Source organism: Halogeometricum sp. CBA1124 (genome assembly GCF_009741955.1).
GTDB lineage: Archaea > Halobacteriota > Halobacteria > Halobacteriales > Haloferacaceae > Halogeometricum > Halogeometricum rufum.
This window is the reverse complement of the sequence record NZ_WPCD01000004.1, coordinates 14,857-36,085: the sequence shown is the minus strand read 5'-3', so window position 1 is coordinate 36,085 and position 21,229 is coordinate 14,857. Positions and strand designations below refer to the sequence as shown.

18 protein-coding genes and 1 pseudogene are annotated in these 21,229 nt (G+C 64.5%); 17 read left to right on the top strand and 2 right to left on the bottom strand.

The features are described from left to right. Positions 1 to 37: 37 nt before the first annotated feature. From npdG to GJ632_RS01085, 10 genes and pseudogenes are all read left to right on the top strand, one after another. Positions 38 to 708: pseudogene (gene npdG, locus GJ632_RS01135) on the top strand (NADPH-dependent F420 reductase). Between the two features lie 98 nt (positions 709 to 806). Next, a complete protein-coding gene (locus GJ632_RS01130) occupies positions 807 to 1,724 on the top strand; it encodes a CoA transferase subunit A (protein WP_191451742.1) in 918 nt (305 codons plus the stop codon). Beyond that, positions 1,721 to 2,494, top strand: coding sequence for a CoA-transferase subunit beta (locus tag GJ632_RS01125; RefSeq protein ID WP_191451741.1), 774 nt, complete (start codon positions 1,721 to 1,723; stop codon positions 2,492 to 2,494). Before GJ632_RS01130 ends, GJ632_RS01125 begins: the two co-directional genes overlap by 4 nt. Then, positions 2,494 to 3,657 carry a thiolase domain-containing protein gene (locus tag GJ632_RS01120; protein ID WP_343160948.1) on the top strand — a complete coding sequence of 388 codons (1,164 nt, stop codon included), beginning with the start codon at positions 2,494 to 2,496 and terminating at the stop codon, positions 3,655 to 3,657. The genes GJ632_RS01125 and GJ632_RS01120 overlap by 1 nt, the downstream gene beginning before the upstream one ends. Next, positions 3,654 to 4,628 (top strand): 3-oxoacyl-[acyl-carrier-protein] synthase III C-terminal domain-containing protein, encoded by a 975-nt coding sequence (locus GJ632_RS01115; RefSeq protein ID WP_191451737.1) that lies wholly within the window; start codon positions 3,654 to 3,656, stop codon positions 4,626 to 4,628. The genes GJ632_RS01120 and GJ632_RS01115 overlap by 4 nt, the downstream gene beginning before the upstream one ends. Beyond that, on the top strand, positions 4,628 to 5,047 hold the full coding sequence (locus GJ632_RS01110) for a Zn-ribbon domain-containing OB-fold protein (protein WP_191451735.1): 420 nt from the start codon (positions 4,628 to 4,630) through the stop codon (positions 5,045 to 5,047). Before GJ632_RS01115 ends, GJ632_RS01110 begins: the two co-directional genes overlap by 1 nt. Before the next feature lie 637 nt (positions 5,048 to 5,684). After that, positions 5,685 to 7,370, top strand: coding sequence for an ABC transporter substrate-binding protein (locus GJ632_RS01105; protein ID WP_191451734.1), 1,686 nt, complete (start codon positions 5,685 to 5,687; stop codon positions 7,368 to 7,370). A 54-nt stretch (positions 7,371 to 7,424) separates the two neighbouring features. Beyond that, entirely contained in the window at positions 7,425 to 7,730 is a 306-nt protein-coding gene (locus GJ632_RS01100; RefSeq protein ID WP_191451732.1) for a hypothetical protein, read from the top strand. 346 nt (positions 7,731 to 8,076) lie between these two features. Beyond that, positions 8,077 to 9,513: a prolyl oligopeptidase family serine peptidase gene (locus GJ632_RS01090; RefSeq protein ID WP_343160947.1), complete on the top strand. Its 1,437-nt coding sequence runs from the start codon at positions 8,077 to 8,079 to the stop codon at positions 9,511 to 9,513. Between the two features lie 81 nt (positions 9,514 to 9,594). Beyond that, complete coding sequence (locus GJ632_RS01085; RefSeq protein ID WP_191451726.1) at positions 9,595 to 10,359, top strand: SDR family NAD(P)-dependent oxidoreductase; 765 nt, start codon at positions 9,595 to 9,597, stop codon at positions 10,357 to 10,359. A 27-nt stretch (positions 10,360 to 10,386) separates the two neighbouring features. Here the strand turns inward: GJ632_RS01085 and GJ632_RS01080 are convergent, their stop codons facing one another. Then, positions 10,387 to 11,313 (bottom strand): TIGR03619 family F420-dependent LLM class oxidoreductase, encoded by a 927-nt coding sequence (locus GJ632_RS01080; protein ID WP_197427794.1) that lies wholly within the window; start codon positions 11,311 to 11,313, stop codon positions 10,387 to 10,389. Between the two features lie 141 nt (positions 11,314 to 11,454). Here GJ632_RS01080 and GJ632_RS01075 point away from each other — a divergent pair, with 141 nt between their 5' ends. The 7 genes from GJ632_RS01075 to GJ632_RS01050 all read left to right on the top strand — a co-directional run bounded on the left by GJ632_RS01075 (position 11,455) and on the right by GJ632_RS01050 (position 19,563). After that, positions 11,455 to 13,074, top strand: a complete 1,620-nt coding sequence (locus tag GJ632_RS01075) for a DUF885 domain-containing protein (RefSeq protein WP_197427793.1) — start codon at positions 11,455 to 11,457, stop codon at positions 13,072 to 13,074. Between the two features lie 115 nt (positions 13,075 to 13,189). Beyond that, positions 13,190 to 14,383, top strand: a complete 1,194-nt coding sequence (locus tag GJ632_RS01070) for a Xaa-Pro peptidase family protein (RefSeq protein ID WP_197427792.1) — start codon at positions 13,190 to 13,192, stop codon at positions 14,381 to 14,383. Between the two features lie 101 nt (positions 14,384 to 14,484). Then, positions 14,485 to 15,789 carry an aspartate aminotransferase family protein gene (locus GJ632_RS01065; protein ID WP_197427791.1) on the top strand — a complete coding sequence of 435 codons (1,305 nt, stop codon included), beginning with the start codon at positions 14,485 to 14,487 and terminating at the stop codon, positions 15,787 to 15,789. Positions 15,790 to 15,906: 117 nt separating this feature from the next. Continuing rightward, positions 15,907 to 17,307, top strand: a complete 1,401-nt coding sequence (gene gcvPA / locus GJ632_RS01060; RefSeq protein WP_191451718.1) for an aminomethyl-transferring glycine dehydrogenase subunit GcvPA — start codon at positions 15,907 to 15,909, stop codon at positions 17,305 to 17,307. Continuing rightward, the gene (locus GJ632_RS21770) at positions 17,304 to 18,110 is read left to right on the top strand and encodes a hypothetical protein (RefSeq protein ID WP_197427790.1); all 807 of its coding nucleotides are present in this window, start codon (positions 17,304 to 17,306) and stop codon (positions 18,108 to 18,110) included. The genes gcvPA and GJ632_RS21770 overlap by 4 nt, the downstream gene beginning before the upstream one ends. Beyond that, positions 18,107 to 18,946 carry a hypothetical protein gene (locus GJ632_RS21765; protein WP_197427789.1) on the top strand — a complete coding sequence of 280 codons (840 nt, stop codon included), beginning with the start codon at positions 18,107 to 18,109 and terminating at the stop codon, positions 18,944 to 18,946. The genes GJ632_RS21770 and GJ632_RS21765 overlap by 4 nt, the downstream gene beginning before the upstream one ends. Before the next feature lie 128 nt (positions 18,947 to 19,074). Next, a complete protein-coding gene (locus tag GJ632_RS01050) occupies positions 19,075 to 19,563 on the top strand; it encodes a VOC family protein (RefSeq protein WP_191451716.1) in 489 nt (162 codons plus the stop codon). A 206-nt stretch (positions 19,564 to 19,769) separates the two neighbouring features. Here the strand turns inward: GJ632_RS01050 and GJ632_RS01045 are convergent, their stop codons facing one another. After that, positions 19,770 to 21,218: an aldehyde dehydrogenase gene (locus tag GJ632_RS01045; RefSeq protein ID WP_191451714.1), complete on the bottom strand. Its 1,449-nt coding sequence runs from the start codon at positions 21,216 to 21,218 to the stop codon at positions 19,770 to 19,772. Between the last annotated feature and the right edge of the window lie 11 nt (positions 21,219 to 21,229).

Sequence of the window (21,229 nt, the reverse complement as noted above, 5' to 3'; positions counted from 1 at the left end):
TCGGTATCTTCATTAGCGTATCGGCGTACTCACAATTATGCGAATCGCAATTGTAGGCGGGACTGGGGATATCGGCGAAGGACTTGCGCTCAGGTGGGGCCTTGAGACCGATCACGAACTCGTCGTCGGGTCGCGCGACTCGAAGAAAGCGCGTCGACGCGCCGCCGAGTATCGAGATCGAATTGAGGAACGCAGCGCTGAGGCCGCCGTTTCGGGGGCGTCGAACGATGCGGCGGTCGAGGGTGCCGACGTGGCCGTCTTTTCGGTGCCAGCCGCTCACCTGACAGAGACGCTCGATGCCGTCTCGGAGCGGCTGGCGGAGGGGTGTATCGTCGTCGTGCCCGCTGTCTCGATGTCGCGCGACGGCGACGGCTTTCACCTCAATGCCGCCGAAAGAGAGGACAGTACGACTCTCGCGGCCGCCACGGCTGCACCGGACCGCGTCTCCGTCGTCGGCGCTTTTCACAACATCGCCGCCGGTCGCTTAGCCAATCTCGACGCGGCGCTCGAGGTCGATACACTGGTCGTCGCAGACGACTCTTCGGCCGCGGAGACCGTCTCCGAACTGGCTGAACAGATAACCGGCATCCGCGCCTTGGACGCCGGACCACTCGCGACGCGCGCGAAATCGAGGGTATCACGCCGCTTCTCATCAATATCGCCGTCAACAACGACGGGATGCACGACCTCGGCGTCAGGTTCCAGTGACCTCTCGGGTGCCAGCAGGGCCGGGGAGTTCGACGGCGCGGCGGTCCTCGTGCCCCTGGTGAAAAGATAAAATAGACTCACCCTCAACGTAGCTACCGATGACGAAAGAGACAGATACGAATACGGCCATCGCCGAGGCCGTCGACGACGGGGACAGCGTTTATCTCGGCGGGTTCACGCACCTGATACCCTTTGCTTCCGGTCACGAGATGATTCGGCAGGGCTACGAGGACCTGCATCTCATCCGCGCGACGCCGGACCTCGTGCTCGACCAGATGATCGCTGCGGGATGTGCTTCTGCGGTGACCTTCTCCTGGGCGGGCAACCCCGGGGTCGGAAGCCTCCGGGCCTTCCGCCGGGCGGTCGAGGACGGCGTCCCGAACGAAATCGATATCGACGAGTACTCGCACTTCGGTCTCGTATCACGTCTCTTCGCAGGCGCTCGAGACATGCCGTTCGTCCCGGTCCGGACCTTTCTCGGATCGAGCCTCCCGGAGCACAACGAACGCATCCGGACCGTCGCGAACCCGTACGAACCGGACGACGAGGTGGCCGTCGTTCCGCCGCTTCGACCCGATGTCGCTATCGTACGGGCGCAGCGAGCGAGTCCAGAGGGCGACGCTCACTTGTGGGGCATCACGGGCGACGTCGTTGATGCCGCTTTCGCGGCCGAGACCGTCGTCCTCTCAGTCGAGGAGGTCGTCGACACGGAGACGCTTCGGAGCGACCCGAATCGGACCGAGATTCCGGGTACGATCGTCGATTACGTGGTCGAAGAGCCGTACGGGTCGCACCCATCGTACACGCAGGGCTACTACGGCCGCGACAACGAGGCGTACATCGACTGGAACGACGTCTCCGAGACTCACGAGTCCACGCTCGAGTGGCTGTCAGAGTGGGTCCACGGAGTCGATAACAGACGCGAGTACGTCGAGAAACTAGGGGTCGACCGGTTGCTCGATCTCGAACCGACCCGCGATTACGCCGAACCGATCGACGTGGGGCGATACGCATGAGCGACCTCTATTACACCGACACGGAGCTGATGATAACCCGAGCAGCACTGGAATTGGGGAACGACGACACCGTCCTCGTGGGTGTGGGAGTGCCGAATCTCGCGTGTAACCTCGCGAAACAGACGCACGCGCCGGATCTCGAGATGGTGTACGAGTCGGGGACGGTCGACTCGGACCCGGACGCGCTTCCGCTCTCCATCGGGGATCCGGTGCTCGCGACGGGCGCGCGGAGTATCGTCACGATGTACGACGGGTTCGGTCGCTACCTCCAGGCAGGTCGCATCGACGTGGGTTTCCTCGGCGGTGCACAGATCGACCGCTGGGGGAACATCAACTCGACGGTCATCGGGGATTACGACGACCCGAAGGTCCGACTCCCCGGGAGCGGTGGCGCCTGTGAGATAGCCAGCAACGCCCGGCGAACGCTCATCATCGCTCCCCACCAGCGTAGGCGGTTCCCCGAGGAGGTCGACTTCGTCACCTCGCCTGGCTACGTCGGCGGCCGCAAGGGCCGCGACGAACGCGGCCTGCGCGGCGGCCCAGAGGCGGTTATCACGGATATGGCGGTGATGAAGTTCGACGACGCGGGCGAGATGTACGTCGAGACCATTCACCCGGGCGTGACGCGCGAAGCGGTGCAGGAGGCGACAGGATGGGACCTCGCCTTCGCCGACGACGTGACGGAGACGCCGACGCCCGAGGCGGACGAGATACGGCTCATCCGAGAGGAACTGGACCCAGACGGGATCTACACGGGAGGCGACGAGTAGTGCGCGACGTCGCCATCGTCGGCGCGGGTCAGACGCCCTACGGCGCACATCCCCGACAGAGTATCAAGGAACTGTTCGCGACGGCGTACGACGCGATGGTCGAATCGGTCGACCGAGCGTACGACCCCGACGAGGTCGACGCGGCCCACGTGGGGAGTCTGGGCGTCGGCGGCTATCAGCTCGGTATCACGGGCGCGTCAGTCACCTCGCACATCGGACTGACGGGGGTCCCGGTCCAGCGCGTCGAGAACGCGTGTGCCTCCGGGGGATTCGCGCTGCTGAACGCGGTGCAGGCAGTCGGGTCGGGCGTTCACGACGCAGTCCTGGCGGGCGGGGTGGAGAAGATGCTCGACCTCAGCGGCGACCGTTCGAAGTACTGGCTGGGCGTCAGCGGCGACACTGAGTACGAGCGACTCGCGGGCACGACGTTCGCCGGCGTGTACGCCATCATCGCCCAGCGCTACCTCGCCGAGACCGACGCCGAGCACGAACACCTCTCGAAGGTCGCGGTAAAGAACCACGAAAACGGCGCGCTGAACCCCAAAGCGCAGTTCCAGCGCGAGGTGTCTCTGGAGAAGGCGGCGGGTGCACCCGAAATCGCGGACCCGCTGAACCTCTACGACGCCTGTCCGACGACGGACGGGGCGGCGTGCGCCCTCGTGGTCCCCGCTGACGAGGCCACTCGCTACACCGACGACCCGGTGTACGTCACCGGGTTCGGCGGCGGGAGCGACTACCTCGCGCTGCACGACCGGGAGACCATCGTCTCGCTGCCGGCCGTCAGGGAGGCCGCAGACGCCGCGTACGAACGGGCCGGAGTGAGCCCATCGGACGTCGACCTCGCCGAGGTCCACGATTGCTTCACCATCGCTGAACTCCTCGCGTACGAGGACCTCGGGTTCGCAGACAGCGGCGAGGGGTGGCGACTCGTCGACGAGGGCGCCACAGACCGCGACGGGGACCTCCCCGTGAACACGAGCGGTGGGCTGAAGGCGAAAGGTCACCCCCTCGGCGCGACGGGCGTCGGGCAGGTGGTCGAACTGTTCGAGCAGTTGCGGGGCGAGGCAGACGAGAGACAGGCCGATGGAGACGTCGCACTCTCGCACAACGTCGGAGGATCCGGCGGCGCAGCGACGGTGTTCGTGTACGAGGTGGCGCGATGACGCGAGGTATCACGGGGTACGGGATTCGTGTTCCTCAATATCACGATACAGCCGAGGCGTATGAGGAGGCCTACGGGCGGTTCGCCGCCAGAATAGACAGGAAAGCCGTCCCCGCGTACGACGAAGACGCCGTGACGCTGGCCATTGGCGCTGCAGACGATATCGAGGTCGCCGACGTGGGGACGCTCGCCGTCGCGACGACGTCTCATCCGCAGGACGGGACGCTCACGAGCGGCCCACTCGCCCGGGCGGTAGGACTGGACGGCCAGTGCCGAACGCTCGAATTCGGCACCTCTTGGAAGGCGGGCGTCGAAGCACTCGACGCTGCGCTCCGATTCGGCTCGAGCCTCGCAGTGGCGTCGGATGCTCCGCACGCACCGTTCGGAGACGACGCAAACCACGGCCTCGGGGCCGGAGCCGCCGCCTTCGCCGTCGGCGGCGAGGACCCAGTTGCGACCGCGGCCGGGAGCGCTCACTACGTCGGCGCCCATCTGCCAGCGAAGTTTCTGTCCGAAGAGGGCGTGACTGACCTCGGACTCGGCGCGTACACCTCCCAAGGGGTTTTCGAAGCCCTCTCCGAGGTCGTGACGGGAGCGCTCGACGACGCCGGGCTCGGAGTCGATGACGTCGATCACGTGGTACTGCCGCAAGACGACGTGAAGATGTCGTGGCGCGCCGGGCACCGGCTCGGATTCGACGGCGACCAGATGGGTGCGGGGTTCGTGGTCAAGCGACTCGGCTTCGTGGGCGCCGCGACGCCACTCATCGGTCTCGCCGCGTCGCTCGACGCTGCAGACGCCGGCGAGACGGTTCTCGTCGCGGGGTACGGGTACGGTCACGGCGCCAGCGCCCATGTCTTCGAGACGACTGCAGTCGGCGCAGAGACCGAGGTCGGCGTCGAAGCGGCCCTCGAATCCACGGAGGAGCTCAGCTTCACTGACTACGTGCGATACTGGGAGGTGAGCGAGTGATGGGTGCACATGTACCGATACCGATCTACGAGCGGTCGATCGGCCAACGGCTGGCGTTCGAGGGCGAACAGTGCACTAACTGTGGGACAATTGCGTTCCCGCCAAAGGCGGCGTGTCCGGGCTGCCAGAATGACGGGCTCGAGACGACGCAACTCGCGGGAAAGGGTGTCGTGTACTCGTATACGGTCATCGGCAAGGGCGGTGCGCCGCCGGAGTTCACCGCGCAGACCAGCGCTGAGGGACGGTACGTCGTCGCCATCGTCGAACTCGACGAGGGTCCCCGTATCACCGCACAAGTAACCGATGTCGACCCGGACGACGTGGAGATTGGGATGCCCGTGTCGGGCGATATCCGGCGAATATACGAAGAGGAGGGAGTCGTCCGCTACGGGTTCAAGTTCACCCCCGCGTCGGACTGAACTGCGTCGCTTCTCCCCCGTAGTCCGTCTTCGCGGGGTTTCCCGGACTACCGGCGGCCGTGTTTCCTCACGGAGGAAGAAAGGTAGGCCACCCGAGAGTCCCTCGTGATGGCGAATCGGCCATCGTCGGATGGCGTTCTGTCGTTCCAGTCCTACGGGCAGGGCGTCGGTGCGACGCCCTTGCTCGTGGGTGAGTCCACGACCCATGTCAGGCGTGGAGCGGCCGGTTTGCGTGCGGTGGTGCGTCCGTTTCGCTGTGAGCCACGGAATCTGCCGGCGTATGGACTGGGGTACGCCGCTGTAGGCACGGGAGTTGCTGATTCCGGGCACAGGTGGCTCAACATCCTCGTTTCACGGAGGCAAATGATAACACGCCCTTTCCCTATATCAACTTTTTGAGTCCAATACCCCTCGATTCGAGTCGACATCGGGCGCCGACCGCTCCTATCCTCTTCACCGCCGACGGTGAGCCGCATCCTCGGTCTCCTCTTCTCGACGTCGGACCCGCAGATCCTTTCGCTGAAGCGGCGTCAGACCGGAGCCGACGGGGCGGATTCTCACGTACGACGACTGATCGAAGCGACATGAACGAAAGATAACAACAATTATATGCGTGTAGTTGTCAGTTCTCACCGAGATGTGGGATTATATCGATTCGAGACGGCAGCGTTCGGTCTCGCGACGGCGACTCCTCCAGTCTGCAGGAGCAGCGTCTCTCGTCGGACTCGCCGGGTGTTCGGGCGGTGGCGGGACGAGCACCACCGACGGCGCGGGAGACGAGACGGAGGACACCGGCACCTCGAGCGGATCGGCCGACACCCAAACGGGTAGTGACGACACCGAGAGCGTGCTTCGCGTCGCTCAAGTGAAGAGTCCGGCTGGGTGGGACCCGATACTTCAGCTCGGCGGTCCGGCGAGCATCGTCGGCGAGCGTTTCTACAGCAACCTCTACACCTACGGCGAGAAGACCGACATCGTGGAGGGTGACCTCGTCACCGGGATGCCTGACACGGAGAAGGACGGGAAGCGGTGGATCGTCGAAATCGTCGACGACGCGACGTTCCACAACGGCGACCCAGTCACCGCCGAAGATGTCGCCTACTCCTTCCGACAACCGATCGAGGAGGAGACGCGGATGGCAACCACGTACAGTATGGTCGACACCATCGAGGCAGTCGACGAGCGAACCGTCCAGTTCGACCTCAAGTATCCGTCCGGCGCGTTCGTGGACGGTCTCGCCCAGATGGGAATCGTGCCGAAGTCGGTCCGTGAATCCGACCCGCAGGCGTTCGAGCTCAAGTCACCGGTTGGGTCCGGCCCCTTCAAGTTCGTCGACTGGAAGGAGAACGAGTACACGTACCTCGAGAAGTGGGATGACTACTGGGGAGAACGGGAGCCGAACATCGACCGGGTCGAGTACGTCCCCATCAAGGAGCCGACGACGCGCCTGACGAAGTTCAAGTCTGGCGACACGCAACTGATGCAGGGCGTCCCGCCGCGCCTCTACTCGTCGGTGAAGGGTATCAGCGATGCCGAGATTCACCAGACGCCTGCGCTGAGCTACCGATACCTCACGTTCAACATGAAGGAGGGTGAGACGACGAAGCCGAAGGTGCGCGAGGCCATCGATAACGCGTTCAGTATGGACCAGTTCGTCTCGAAGTTCGTGGAACCGGCGGGGGTGCGGCAGTACCAGCCGATTCCGATCCCGACGGCGAAGGCGTGGGACATGCCCATCGACGAGTTCCAGAGCATGGCCGTCGGCAAGGACATCGACAAGGCCAAGTCGCTGTTCGAGGAGGCCGGCGTCCCCGACAACTGGAAGTGTACGATACTCAGTCCTCCGGACAACGTCAGAGAGAACCTCTGTATCTCAGTCGCAAACGGCATCAAGGAGGCGGGCTACAAGGCCGAAGTCCAGCGACTCGACTGGGGCACCTTCCTCGAGAAGTTTGCCTCCGGCGAGAAGGAGGACTACCAGATGTACGCGCTGGGGTGGTCAGTGTCGCCGGACCCCGACTACCAAATGTACGGGATGTACCACGAGTCCGGAGCGGGGACGAACCACGGTCACTTCTGGAGCGACGACGACGTGATGGAGATGATCGAGGAGTCACGCCGGTCCACTTCTCGGGAGCGACGCCGCGAACTGTACATCGAGATCCAGAAGGAAATAATCGAACAGCGCGTCCAGATACCGGGGTGGAATCTCAAGGAGATCTGGGCGGCGAAGAACTCGGTCAAGGACTTCGGCGTCCACCCGATTCCGGGCCAGAACCCCCGCCTCGTCACCCCCTACAACAACGTCTCGCTCGAACAGTAGGCTGGCTCTGCTGGCGTACCAATCTTTTTCAACTCTCACGGAGCAGAGTTCATCGTGTCAACTCTGGACCTCTCGATAGACGATACGCTGAATCTCGTCACGCTCAGCGACATCGAATGGAACGCCGACGGGAGTCGAATCGGGTTCCTTCGATTCGCCGACGGTGAGACGACGTTCGCGGCGCAGGGCGTCGGTGACGTGGCGTCGACGAACGTCTCGCTCCGCGACGGGACGTTCGCTCCGGAGACTCACGTCGACCGACCTGTCTCCGCGTTCGCGTGGCAGCCGAACGAACCGGACCAAGCCTCATCCTCTCGGAAGGCGACCTCCACCTCTTGGACGCCGCCAGCGGGGAGATAGAACGGTTCTCCGGTGCGCCGGACGACCACGGCGTCCCAGTCTGGCACCCCGACGGTGACCGCGTCGCGTACGTCCGCGACCGAACCGTCTGGATACACAACGTCGACGGCCCGATCCGTGCTCTCGACGCCGGCGAGGACTTCGCCCCCGCCGACCTCTTCGGGCCGACTCCGCTTTCGTGGAGTCCGGACGGTCGCCACCTCGGCGTTGTCGTCGAGACGGATCGAGAGACGCTCGGCGTCGCCGTCTACGATGTCACCGACGACGAACTCGTCTGGGAGGCGACGCCGGCGCCAGCAGACGACTGTCTCCGCGGGGATTTCGGTGGGTCGGGGCGAAACACCTCGTGTACGCAGAGGACTCGATCGACGGGTCCGAACGAGTCTACCGGTCGGTTCGACTCGGCGAGGACGACGGTCTCGGCGTCGCCATCGCCTCCGAGTCCGTCGACGGATTGCTCCTGCCGCACACCCCTGTCGGTCACGAGTCCGGGCGACTCGCGGTCGTCTCCGCGCGGACGGGCTACCGCCACGTCTACGCCGTCGACGTGGACGACAGACGAGAGACCGCCGAGAGCGACCGACCGGGGCTGGAGGGGAGGGGGGTCTGTCAGGTGACCGCAGGCGAGTTCGAGGCGCGAGGCGACGCCGACGACCGCCCCGCGTGGGACCCGGACGGCGACCGACTCGCGTACGTGACGAACGAAGTCGACGCCGGGGAACGTCACCTCGAAGTCGCGACCCTCGACGGCGGGTCGGTCGTCTCGCGGACGCGATTCGACGACGTTGAGGGCAACGCGGTCTACCCCGACTGGGCGCCGGACGGCGACCGAATCGCGTGCCACCGATCCGGTCGGTTCACTCCGACGGACGTTCACGTCGCCGACGTCGAGACCGGGGGCATGCGACGGGTGACCGCAAGTCACCCGGATCCGGAACTGTTCGACGCCCTTCCCGAACCGGAACCGGTCACGTTCGAGTCCGAGGACGGCGCGACCGTCTACGGCTACCTCTACTTGCCGCCGGAGACCGAACCAGGCGACGACGTGCCGTCGGTGGTCCTCTGTCACGGGGGGCCCATCGCGCAGATGCGACGCGGGTTCCACCACGGCCGGACGTACGGTTACTTCCACCTGTTCGACCAGTACTTCGTGAGCGAAGGATACGCCGTTCTGGAACTGAACTTCCGGAGCGGTATCGGCTACGGCGACGACTTCGAGCAGGCCATCCATCGAAACGTCGGGGTCGTCGAAGTTGAGGACTGCGTGGCTGCCGCGTCGTACCTCCGCGAGCGTCCGGAGACCGGAGACACTGTCGGGATGTGGGGACGAAGCTACGGCGGGTTCCTCGCGAATATCCTCGCGACGAAGACAGACGCCTACGACTGCGCGGTGAACGTCGCCGGTATCTGGGACTGGCGCACCTGGGAGGAGTGGGCCGTCGATCTCGGTCCGACCCACTGGGGACCGTCCGAAGCCTCGTGGTTCCACAACCGGTTCGGCGGCGCGCCCGACAGCGACGACCCGATCGTTCAGGAACGGTACCGGGTCGGGTCGCCGAACACGTACGTCGACGAGATGGAGACGCCGTTGCTCGCCCTCCACGGGTCGTCCGACAAGAACGTCACCGTCGGCGAACTGGAACACCTCACGACCGAGTGCGTTGAGGCGGGCGTGGAGTTCGACCCCGTCTACTACCCCGACGAGGAACACATGTTCGAGCGTCCCGCAACGTGGCGGGACGCTCTCGGGCGGGTCACCAACTTCTTCGAGACGCATCTGTAGCCCGCTCACCCCCCCGCGACACCGGCCGCGGGCTAGCCGCACAGGAATCTTTTTGTTCGCTCGGCGAGGGTTTCGACCACGATGGAACTGTTGAGCGATCGGGTCGCAGTCGTGACCGGTGGCGGCCGCGGGATGGGACGCGCTGAGGCGGAACTATTTGCAGACCACGGAGCGTCGGTCGTCCTGACGGACGTCGACGAGGAGAACGGCGAAGCGGTCGCCGAGGGCATCAAAGCGACCGGCGGGAATGCCCGGTTCGTCCCGCAGGACGTTTCGGCTGAGGCCGGCTGGGAATCGCTGCTGCGAACGGTCGAGGACGAGTACGGCAGACTTGACATCCTCGTGAACAACGCCGGTATCATCCGTTCCGAGTCAGTGACCGACGAGACAGTCGAGGGGTGGCAGCAGGTCCTCAACGTGGACCTCCAAGGCGTCTGGCTCGGCATGAAACACGGCATCCCCCTGATGACCGCCACCGGCGGCGGGAGCGTCGTGAACATCTCCTCGATATGGGGACTTCGAGGCGGAACCGGGGTCAGCGCGGCGTATCACGCCGCGAAGGGCGGCGTGACGGTCCTGACGAAGAACGCGGCTGTCGGCTATGCGGGCGAGGGCGTCCGCGTGAACTCGATTCATCCGGGGTACGTCCGAAATCCCATGCGAGAAGACGCTGATTCCGGGGACCGAGACGAACCCGAACACGGACCGCCCACCGAAGAGATCCCGCAGAAGCGGTTCGCAGAGGTCGAGGAAATTGCCGAGGCGGCTCTCTTCCTCGCAAGCGACATGGCCTCGTACGTGAACGGCGTCGGTCTCCGCGTCGACGGCGGATTCCACGCAAAATAGTTCGACTGAAGACGGGGAAGATCTCGGTTACTCGAACGCTGGGAGTATCTCGTCGCCGATACGGTGAATCTGTTCGATCTCTTCGTCCAGCGAGTCCGTCATCGTCCCGACGATGAAGTGCGTCGTTCCGGCGTCCGCGTAGGCTTCGACGTCTTCGACAACGTTCTCGGGATCGCCGACGGTGGCGACATCCGGTGCGTCGCCCTCGAGCTCGCCCACGTGGACGCGACAGCGAGCGGATATCTCCGGAACGCCGTCTCTCTCGTAGTCGGTCCACGCGTTCATCAGTCGGTCGCGCGTGTGTCCGACCTGCTCTGCGGTCCGCTCGACGACGGTCCACCCGTCGCCGAACTCGGCCGTGCGGCGCAGTGCAGCGCCGGACGTCCCTCCCACCCATATCTTCGGTTTCTCGTCGGGGAGTGGATGGAACCCAGTTTTCCGGAAGTTGATGTGTTCCCCGTCGAATCCCGTCTCGCCCTCGTTCTCGAATACCGTCTCGAACATCTCGAGGAACTCGTCGGTGTGGGGGCCGCGGGTCTTGAACGGCGCGTCAAGGACTTCGAACTCGGAGCGGAGCCACCCCGGACCGACCCCAAGTTCGAAGCGACCGTTCGAGAGCGCAGAGACGGTGAGCGCCTGCTTTGCCAGCAGGATGGGGTGACGCAGCGGGACGATACAGATGTTCGTCGCCATGTGAATCTCGTCGGTCGCCGCCGAGATGTAGGAGAACTTCCCGAACACGTCGAGACTTGGGTTGGAGATGTCTGCCCAGTCGGGGACGCCGAACTGGTACTCGTCGTAGTCGAGTTCCTCCGGAATGGTGACGTGGTCACCCGTCCACAGCGTCTCGAATCCGGCCTCCTCGGCGGCCTGACCGATGTCTTTCCACGCCGATGGCTGTTCGTACGTGCCGTACCCCGGAATCGCGTACCCGAAGGTGAGATTGTCGCTCATACGCGTGAAATGAGATGGAGCACGAGTCGGCATAACTGTTTGGAAGGGGCGAGGGACGCGTTCGCTCCGCCTGGACGCGGAAAGAGGTGGGGTGAGTCGGGTAGGCACACGCTTATTATCGTTCGTGACTGTCTCGGAGCCATGTCGGAGTTCAGTCGAACGGTCGACGAGTTTCTGGAATCGTACTGGGAGTACCACCCCACTGAGGCGACGCACGTGGGGGTTCACGAGTACGACAACCAACTTCCCGCGACGGGGGCCGAGGCCGCCGCCGAGTGGGGGGAGACGATGGCGACGTTCACTGACCGGTTCGAGGCGTTCGACGGCGCGGAACTGACGCAAGAGGAGGAACTGGACCGCCGATGGGCGCTGGCGGTGTTAGAGAAACTGCGCGTCGACCACGAGATGCGGCCGTGGGAACGCTCCCCGCGCTACTACCTAGACCGACTCGGGAACGGGCTCCACGACCTGTTGCTGGGCGAGGTAGTCTCGGTCGAGGCGCGATTCGAAGCGTTACGGGCGCGCCTTCGGGCGGTCCCGAGATACTTGGAGACGGCGCGGGAGACACTCGAACCGGCCGACATCCCGCCGATATGGGTGGAGTCGGCGCTCGGAACCACCGAGAGTCTCCAGCGGTTCATGAACGAGGGCATCCCGGACGCAGCCGGTGAAGTTCCCTCGATGGAGAGCGACGTCGTCGCGGCCAGTGAAGAGGCGGCGTCAGCAGTCGCCGGGTTCGAGGCGTTCCTCCGCGACGTCGAGAGCGAGGCGGGAGGATCGTTCGCCGTCGGAAGAGACCGGTTCGATCGTCTCCTCGGTGACTACCATCGGCTGGAGATGGACGCCGACGACCTGTACGAGTTCGGCCGCGAGTGGGTCGAGCAGTACGAGGCGGAGATGAGCGAACTGGCCGAGCAGATGGACCCGGGGAGCGACTGGGTGGACGTCCTCGACGACGTGAAAGACGACTATCCGGAACCGGCGCAACTCAGGCAGGCGTACGAGGACGAGACGATGCTGGCCCGAGAGCACTGTCTCGAAGAGGACCTCGTCACGTTCCCGGAGAGCGAAGAGGTGGAGATAGAGTGGACGCCGTCGTACATGCGGAACTGGTACCCCATCGCCAAGCCGTGGACGACAGCGCCGTTCGACGAGGGACTCGCCGGCAAGTGGTACGTCACGCCCGTCGATGAGGACGCCTCGCCCGAGGCGCAGGAGGAACACCTGCGCGACCACAGTTGGGCGTGGATTCGAGCCATCGCCCAGCATGAGATGTACCCGGGTCATCACCTCCACATGGCGATACAGAAGGAGGTCGCCACTCCCCTCAGAAAGCAGTTCACGAGTCCCATCTTCGTCGAAGGGTGGGGACTGTACACCGAGGAACTGTTCTACGAGACCGGGTTCCTCGCCGAACCGGAACTGCGCCTGATGCAACTGCGGAACGGTCTCTGGCGGGCGGTCCGGATACTCGTCGACGTCGGACTCCACACGAGGGGGATGACGCCGGACGAGGCAACGGAGTTGCTCGTCGACCGAGCGCGACTCGAACCGGGGTGGGCCAGAACCGAGGTGCAACGGTACACCATGCGTCCGACGTACCCGTCGTCGTACCGCATCGGTCTCTCCCTCATCATGGATCTCCGAGAAGCCTACGAGGAGCGACTGGGCGACGACTACGACCGCAAGGAGTTCCACGATGAACTCATGGAGTACAGCATCCTCCCGGTCGGGATGATCGCGGAGGAGTTGCTTGCGTAACGCCGGGAGCCTACCTTCTGGACTCGATCCGCCATCTAAACGGATTCGACGCTCGTCGATCGAACCGCCCGACCCGGTCGACAACGTTTATATGAATCGTCTCTGTATCCGTCGTATGGCTGACAGCGATATCGTCGCAGAAAAGACGAATCAGGCGGTCGAGACGCTCGGAGAGACCGATATCGACGCGTGGCTCACCTTCGCCCGCGAGACGCACAACCTCGGAGAGCCCTGTCTGCCGCTGGTGCTCGGCGAGGGCTTCGTCTGGCCCGGGATGGTGCTGCTCACGGCGTCGGGCCGGAAGATAGCCATCACGGAGACGCACGACGCCGACAACGTCCGCGCCCACGGGGTCCACGAGGTGTATCCCTACGAGGAATCGCTCCAAGATGTCTTCGCCGAGGTGATAGCGGACGTCGCGCCGGACCGAGTCGCACTCAACTACTCGAAGTCCGATCCGACGGCCGACGGACTGTCCTACGGGCTCTACCGACAACTGGAGGCGTACTTCGAGGCGGCGGGCGTCGACGCGGAGTTCGTCAGCGCCGAACCGGTCGTCAAGCGCGTTCGCGGGAGCAAGTCGGAGACGGAGACAGAGCGCATTCAGGCGGCCGTCGACACCGCACAGGAGATTCTCCGGGAAGTCCGGAGCAAGTGGCGACCGGAGTGGACAGAGGCAGACACTGCCGACTTCGTCCACCAGTGCGTCGCGGACCGAGGACTCGAGACGGCGTGGGACTCCGAAACGTGTCCGGCGGTCACTGCGGGCGTCGAAGGCGAGTACGGGCACGCCAAACCCGGTGGGGTCACCATCCCGCCGGGAGAGGTGATGCGCATCGACTTCGGGGTGATACAGGACGAGTACGCCTCCGACATGCAACGCGTCTACTACCACCAGCCCGAGGGAGAGACGGAGATCCCGGCTGGGCTTCGCTCCGACTTCGAGGACGCGAAGGGAGCCATAGAGGCGGGGTTCGACCGTCTCGAACCGGGCGTCCAGGGGCACGAAGTCGACGCGGCCGCACGCGAGTATCTCACCGAGCGTGGGTGGCCGGAGTTCCAGCACGGACTCGGCCACCAGGTCGGTCAGTTCGTCCACGACGGTGGCACGTACCTCGGTCCGACGTGGGACCGCTACGGCGACGCGCCCTACGGCCGGGTCCGCGAGGGAGAGGTGTACACGCTCGAACTCGGTATCCAGACCGACTACGGGAGCATCTCGCTCGAAGAGATGGTGCAGGTGACAGCCGACGGCGCTCGATTCCTGACCGACCAGCAGACGGAACTCTGGGTGCTCGAAGCGAACTGAACGGCGGGATGCGGGGGGAGGCGGACGGAGTCCCCGCGAACCAGTCGCTCGACCGCGAGAAAGATATAAATGAGCGAGGACGAAACTACCCAGTAGTTAGCATGAAAGATACTGAGAGAAACGACATCAAGCGCGTGACAGACGAGTACCTGATGCCCGCGGTGTACGGGCAACAGGACTTGGTCCTCGACCATGGCGAGGGAGTCAGACTGTGGGACGTCGACGGCAACGAGTTCCTCGACGCCGTCGCGGGCATCGCCGTCGTCAACACGGGCCACTCGCACCCGAGGGTCGTCGACGCGGTCCAGGAACAAGTGGAGAACTACGTGCAGTCCTCCTACTACTTCTACCACGAACCGATGGCCGACCTGCTCCAGACGCTCGCGGAGCGGTCGCCGGGCGACCTGAAGAACACGTTCTTCGGGAACTCGGGGACAGAGGCGGTCGAGGGGGCGATAAAACTCGCCAAGAAGGCCACCGGTTCGAGCGAGTTCATTAGCCTCAGGGGGTCGTTCCACGGACGGACGCCCGGGTCGATGGCGCTGACGGGGCAGAACAAGTACACCCACACGTTCCACCCGCACGTCCCCGGCGCCTACAAGATACCGTCGCCCAACTACTACCGGTATGGCGACCGTTTCGAGGACGAGAACGAGTTCGGGAAGTGGGCCGCCGAACAGGTCCGCGAAGTCGTCAAGTACGACTCGAACGACGATGTCGCCGCCGTCGTCGTCGAACCGATACAGGGCGAAGGCGGCATCGTGGTCCCGCCAGAGAACTACCTCCCGCACCTCAAGGAGATCTGTGAGGAGGAGGACATGCTTCTCGTAGCCGACGAGGTCCAGACCGGGATGGGCCGGACAGGCGAACTGTTCGCTGTCGACCACTGGGATGTCGAACCCGACATCATGACGATGGCCAAGGGAATCGCAAGCGGTGTCCCCTTCGGCCTGTTCATGGGGACCGAGGAGGTGAGCGAGACGATGGCTCCCGCCGACCACTACACCACCTACGGCGGGAACCCGCTGGCCTGCGCCGCCGCTAACGCCACGTTCGAGGTGATCGAAGAGGAGGGGCTGGTCGAGAACGCCGCCACAGTCGGAGACGAGGCGTTCGACCGCCTCGAAGCGATGGAGGCGGACTACGACATCGTCGGGGATGTCCGCGGGAAGGGCCTGCACATCGGCGTCGAGATCGTCACCGACAGCGACTCCCACGAACCTTCCGAGGACATTGCGAAGGACGTGCGGACGCAGACGCACGAACGCGGCCTCCTCGTCTCGCGTTGCGGGACCCACGGGAACGTCATCCGACTGACACCGCCGCTGACGGTGTCCAGCGACGAGATGGAGGAAATGCTCGACAGGCTGGAGGCGGCCGTCTCGACCGTCGCGAAGGACAACTGAGCATCCATCCCGACGCCCACCCTGTCCGGGAGGCGCGACTGCTCCCCGTCGGCCGCCGGTCTCCGACGATCGCTCAGGGAAAATCCTAAGGAGTGTGCTGACGACTCCGTACTGTATATGTCTTCGAACCACCCGCACATGCCGAACGCCGTCGAGTCGACGAAGCGCGAGATGCTCGACGCCATCGGTGCGGAGGACATGGACGAACTGTACGAACAGATCCCGGAGCGACTACGGTACTCCGGTGACCTTGATCTCCCGGGACCCGAGTCGGAACTGGAACTTCAGCGGCACGCCCGCGACTTGCTCGATCAGAACGAGACCTGCGAGGAGAACCTGAACTTCCTCGGTGCGGGCTGCTGGCAGCACTACGTCCCGCCAGTCTGTGACGAGATAATCGGCCAGCGCGAGTTCCTGACGTCCGAGTGGGGCTCACCGGAGTCGGACAAGGGCCGGAACCAAGCGTGGTTCGAGTTCTGCAGCCAACTCGGGGAACTGCTTGAACTCGACGCCGTCGGACTTCCAGTGTACAGTTGGGGTAACGCCGCCGGGTTCGCGATGCGGATGGCCTATCGTCTGACGGACCGGACGGAAGTGCTCGTCCCCGAGACCATATCGCCGGAACGGCTAGCCGTCATGGAGAACTACAGCAGTCTGTCGTCGCGTGCGGAGAACATCGACCTCGTGACGGTCGCGTACGACCGGGAGACGGGGTTACTCGATGTCGAAGACCTCCGCGAGAAGTGCTCTGAGGAGACGGCCGCCGTCTACTACGAGTCCCCCACGTTCCTCGGGACGTTCGAGTCGCAGGGGGGCGCCATCGCCGACGTCGCCCACGAGAACGGAGCGGAGTGCATCGCGGGCGTCGACCCGTCCACGCTAGGACTGGTCGACAGTCCCGCAAACAACGGCGCGGACATCGTCGTCGGGACAACGCAACCGCTCGGACTCCACATGAACGGTGGCGCCTGCAGCGGCTTCATCGCTAGTCGCGACGAAGAGGAGTACGTCGTCGAGTTCCCGACCCTCCTCCTGAGTGCGACGGAGACCGCCACCGAAGGAGAAATCGGGTACGCCTTCATGCCCGAGCAACTGCACCGCTCCTCCTACGGGCTCCGAGAGGACGGGAACGACTACACCGGGACGTCGGTGTACCTGTGGACCATCGCGAACGCCGTCTACATGTCGCTGCTCGGCCGCCGCGGGTTCAGAGAACTCGGCGAACTCGTCGTCGAGCGGTCCCACTACGCGGCCGACCGACTCTCGCGCCTCGACGGTGTCGACGTCAGACTCTCCTCGTCGTTCTTCAAGGAGTTCGTCGTGGACTTCGAGGGCGCGGACGCGACGGCGGCGGAGGTGAACGAACGGCTGCGGGAGTACGACATCTTCGGCGGGTTGACCCTCGCCGACGACTTCCCCGAACTCGGGGACGCCGCGCTCTACTGCGTCACCGAGATACACACGAGAGACGACATCGACCGGTTGGTCGACGCGGTTTCGGAGGTGATCGAATCATGAGTTCGCCGGACGGAGACGAGGACGTGCAGGGCGTATCGAACGAGCGAACGCCGACCGACGGGGGCCGCGAGGGCCGACGCGGCGGGACGGTCCGCGAGTACCACGCGAAGGTGTGGGACGAACCGTCGATTATGGAGATGGGCAGCGAGGGCCGACGAGGCATCGCGTTCCCGGAGTCGGGGGTGCGCGACAGCGTCGGTACCGCCGACGACTACATCCCCGACTCCGTCGCGAGGGAGGAGGACCCCGCCCTCCCGGAAGTGTCCGAGCCGTGGGTGCTCCGCCACTACCTCCACCTCGCCCAGGAGACGCTGGGATTCACCAACATCAGCATGTGGGGCACGTGTACGATGAAGTACGCCCCGGCGATGAACGAGGAGCTGGAGGCCGAGTACATCTCGTCGCTCCACCCCTACCAGGACGACGACACGCTTCAAGGAATCCTCGAGATGGGATACCGGCTCGACGAGTACCTGCAGGAACTCTCCGGGATGGACAAGTTCGTCTTCCAGCCCGCGAGCGGAACGCAGTCGGCGTTCGTGTTTACGAACCTGCTCCGGGAGTACCTGAAGGACCGCGGCGAACTCGACCAGCGCAACGAGATAATCACGACGCTGTACTCCCACGCGTGCCTCCCCGCGACGGCAGACGTGGCCGGCTTCGACGTCGTCACGCTCCAGCCCGGTGAGAACAGTTATCCGTCGACCGAGGCGCTCGAAGCGGCCGTCTCAGAGAACACGGCGGCACTGATGATGGTGAACCCCAACGATCTCGGAATATACAACCCGAACGTCGACGAGTGATAGACATCGTCCACGATGCAGGCGGGCTCTGCTTCTACGACCAGGCGAACTTCAACAGCACGATGGGTATCTCGCGCGCGCGAGATATCGGGTTCGACGCGTCCCACTACATGCTCCACAAGACGTTTGGCAACCCGAAAGGAGGGCTCGGCCCGGCCGCCGGAGCCTTCGGGTGCCGAGAAGAGCTGACGGAGTACCTCCCAAAGCCCGTCATCGAACGGGACGAGTCCAGCGGCGAGTTCTACCTCGACTACGACCGCCCGAAGAGCGTCGGGAAGGTCCGGGAGTTCTGGGGGAACCTCCCCCTCATTATGAAAGCGTACATGTGGGTCCGGAACATGGGCGCGGAGGGTATCGTCGAGGCGAGCAACATCTCCATCCTCGGCAACAACTACCTCGAGGAACTCCTGAAGGACGTCCCGGGGCTCTCCAAGAGCGTCGAGAACGTCACTGACCGTCGGATGGAGATGACGCGGTACAGCTGGGGCGAACTCCACGAGGACACCGGCGTCAGCACGGTCGACATCCGCCGTCGGTTGACCGACTACGGCATCGACGCGTACTGGATGAGCCACGACCCGTGGACGTACGCGGAGCCGTTCACGCCAGAACCCGGCGAGATGCACTCGAAGGAGAACATCGAGACGTACGCCGAGGCGCTCCGACTCATCGCCGAGGAGGCGTACGAGGACCCCGAGACGGTGAAGACGGCGCCGCACAACCAGTCCATCGACCGGGTCGACGAGGAACGCATCGACGACCCCGATAAGTGGGCGATGACGTGGCGCGCGTACCTCAAGAAGACCGGCGGCCCGAACGGCGAAGCCGACGACTGAACCGCTTCGGCCCGCCGCGGTCATCGCCGGGGGCCCGCAGAGCGGTCCGAAACGGACCGAACGTCGGCGGTCCGCGAATATCCGTCACCGAAATGTATTTTTGAGCGCGACGTGTTGACAAACCTGGTATGTCTGACCGACCGTACCCGCGCGGACTCGCGCACGTAGGGCTCACCGTCTCCGACATCGAGGAGGCGACGGAGTGGTATCAGAAGGTGTTCGGATTCAACGTCGTGATGGGACCGACCACGCTCGAAAACGAGGGGTACTTCGGACGACAAGTTTCCGATCTCCTTGGCGACTTCGACACTATGAAGATTGCACACCTCTCGACGGGTAACCAGATAGGCTTCGAACTGTTCGAGTTCGAGTCGACCGAGGGCGACAACGACCCCGACCCGAGAGAACCGGGGCTCTTCCACGTCTCCATCATCGATCCCGACGTGTCGGGTCTCGCCGAGCGAATCGAGGAACACGGCGGCGACGCCTACTCCGAGGAGTGGGGCGTCAACAGCGAGGACGACGACCTCACGCTGATCTACTGCCGCGACCCGTGGGGGAACCTCGTCGAAGTATTCCCGCACAGCGACGAACGGGTGTACAGCAACCTCGAGTAGGCGAGTCGTCGAACGGGGCGGCGGCGGCGACGTCACCCGCCTTCGACGTCGGCCGTCCGCGCGGCGCCTCCGCGACGCGGCATCCGGGGAACTCGTCCCCTCGGAGAGATCGATCCTGAACCACGGCGACGAGAACTACCGAGTTCAGAGACGGTCCGAAGACGTCCGAATGCTCGGACTCGACGAGTGAGCGGTTGAGCGAATCGTCACTCGATCTTCAGACAGACGTTCTTTATCTGCGTGAAGTTGTGTATCGCCTGCACGCCGTTGTCGCGACCGACACCGCTCTTTTTGAATCCGCCGAACGGCGTTTCGTTACCTCCAGCGAACCACTCGTTGACGTATATTTGACCTGCGTCGACGTCGCGCGCGAACCGGTGTGCCCGCTCCACGTCGTTCGTCATGACGCCGGCGACGAGACCGTACTCTACGTCGTTCGCCAACTTGACTGCCTCCGCCTCGTCGGAGAACGTAGTTACCGTCAAGACCGGGCCGAATATCTCCTCCTGTGCGATTCGCGCGTCGTTGGGAACGTCGTCGAAGACGGTCGGTTCGAGGAAGTAGCCGGGGCGGTCGATCCGTTTCCCGCCGACGACGGGGTCGCCCACCTCGGTCCGTCCGAGTTCGACGTACCGTAAGACATCTTCGAGGTGCGACTTCGAGACCAGCGGCCCCATGTCGGGGTTCTCGAGGCCGGGGCCGATGTCGAACGACTCTACTCGGTCGACGAGTTCGTCGACGTATTCGTCGTGAACGTCCTCGTGGACGATGGCGCGCGAACTGGCCGAACAGATCTGTCCCGCGCCGGTGAATATCCCCCGAACCGTCTCCGTGACGGCATCGTCGACGTCGGCGTCAGGGTACACCACGAGTGGGCTCTTCCCGCCGAGTTCGAGGACGACGTCGGATATCGCGTCTGCGGCGTTCCGCCCGACGTGAACGCCGGTCTCACCGGAGCCGGTGAAGACGATGTGTTCGACGTCGTCGTGGGCAGAGAGTTCGTCGCCGACGACGGACCCCGCACCGGAGACGACGTTGAGGACCCCCTCCGGAAGCACTTCGTTCGCGAGTCGTCCGACTTCGAGTCCGCCCACCGGCGTGAGGTTGGCCGGTTTGACGACCGCGCTGTTCCCCGCCGCCAGCGCGGGTGCGACGCTCCGCCCGAACAGGTAGATCGGGACGTTCCACGGTACGATGTGGCCGGTCACCCCGAGCGGTTCCCGGATTGTATAGTCGACGTAGCCGTCCCCGAGCGGAATCTGCTCGCCCTGCACTTTGTCTGCGATGCCAGCGTAGTACTCGAAGTGGCGTGCGCACCGACGGACCTGACCGCGCGCGTCTTCGAGGGGACGCCCGTTCTCCAGCGTCTCGATGGTCGCGAGTCGCTCCTCTTCGTCGAGAATCCGGTCGGCGACCCGACGCAGGAGTCGGCCCCGCTCTTTCGGTTCGAGCCGACGCCACCGATCGAACCCCTCGGTCGCGGACTCGACGGCGCGGTCGAGGTCTGCTCGGGTCCCGGCCGGAACGGTGGTGAGTACGTCGCCGGTCGCGGGGTCGTGAACTTCCGTCGTCTCTTCGTTCGACGCCTCTCGCTCGGCTCCGCCGCCAACGAGCCCGTACGGCTCTCGCAGCGGAGACGACTCTCTCTGTGTCATCGAGTAACGAG

Excerpts from the sequence above, each read along its gene's own strand:
- GJ632_RS01130 (WP_191451742.1), top strand. The coding sequence starts at position 807 with ATGACGAAAGAGACAGATACGAATACGGCCATCGCCGAGGCCGTCGAC.
- GJ632_RS01125 (WP_191451741.1), top strand. The coding sequence starts at position 1,721 with ATGAGCGACCTCTATTACACCGACACGGAGCTGATGATAACCCGAGCA.
- GJ632_RS01115 (WP_191451737.1), top strand. The coding sequence starts at position 3,654 with ATGACGCGAGGTATCACGGGGTACGGGATTCGTGTTCCTCAATATCAC.
- GJ632_RS01110 (WP_191451735.1), top strand. The coding sequence starts at position 4,628 with ATGGGTGCACATGTACCGATACCGATCTACGAGCGGTCGATCGGCCAA.
- GJ632_RS01105 (WP_191451734.1), top strand. The coding sequence starts at position 5,685 with ATGTGGGATTATATCGATTCGAGACGGCAGCGTTCGGTCTCGCGACGG.
- GJ632_RS01085 (WP_191451726.1), top strand. The coding sequence starts at position 9,595 with ATGGAACTGTTGAGCGATCGGGTCGCAGTCGTGACCGGTGGCGGCCGC.
- GJ632_RS01080 (WP_197427794.1), bottom strand. The coding sequence starts at position 11,313 with ATGAGCGACAATCTCACCTTCGGGTACGCGATTCCGGGGTACGGCACG.
- GJ632_RS01075 (WP_197427793.1), top strand. The coding sequence starts at position 11,455 with ATGTCGGAGTTCAGTCGAACGGTCGACGAGTTTCTGGAATCGTACTGG.
- GJ632_RS01070 (WP_197427792.1), top strand. The coding sequence starts at position 13,190 with ATGGCTGACAGCGATATCGTCGCAGAAAAGACGAATCAGGCGGTCGAG.
- GJ632_RS01065 (WP_197427791.1), top strand. The coding sequence starts at position 14,485 with ATGAAAGATACTGAGAGAAACGACATCAAGCGCGTGACAGACGAGTAC.
- gcvPA (WP_191451718.1), top strand. The coding sequence starts at position 15,907 with ATGTCTTCGAACCACCCGCACATGCCGAACGCCGTCGAGTCGACGAAG.
- GJ632_RS21770 (WP_197427790.1), top strand. The coding sequence starts at position 17,304 with ATGAGTTCGCCGGACGGAGACGAGGACGTGCAGGGCGTATCGAACGAG.
- GJ632_RS01050 (WP_191451716.1), top strand. The coding sequence starts at position 19,075 with ATGTCTGACCGACCGTACCCGCGCGGACTCGCGCACGTAGGGCTCACC.
- GJ632_RS01045 (WP_191451714.1), bottom strand. The coding sequence starts at position 21,218 with ATGACACAGAGAGAGTCGTCTCCGCTGCGAGAGCCGTACGGGCTCGTT.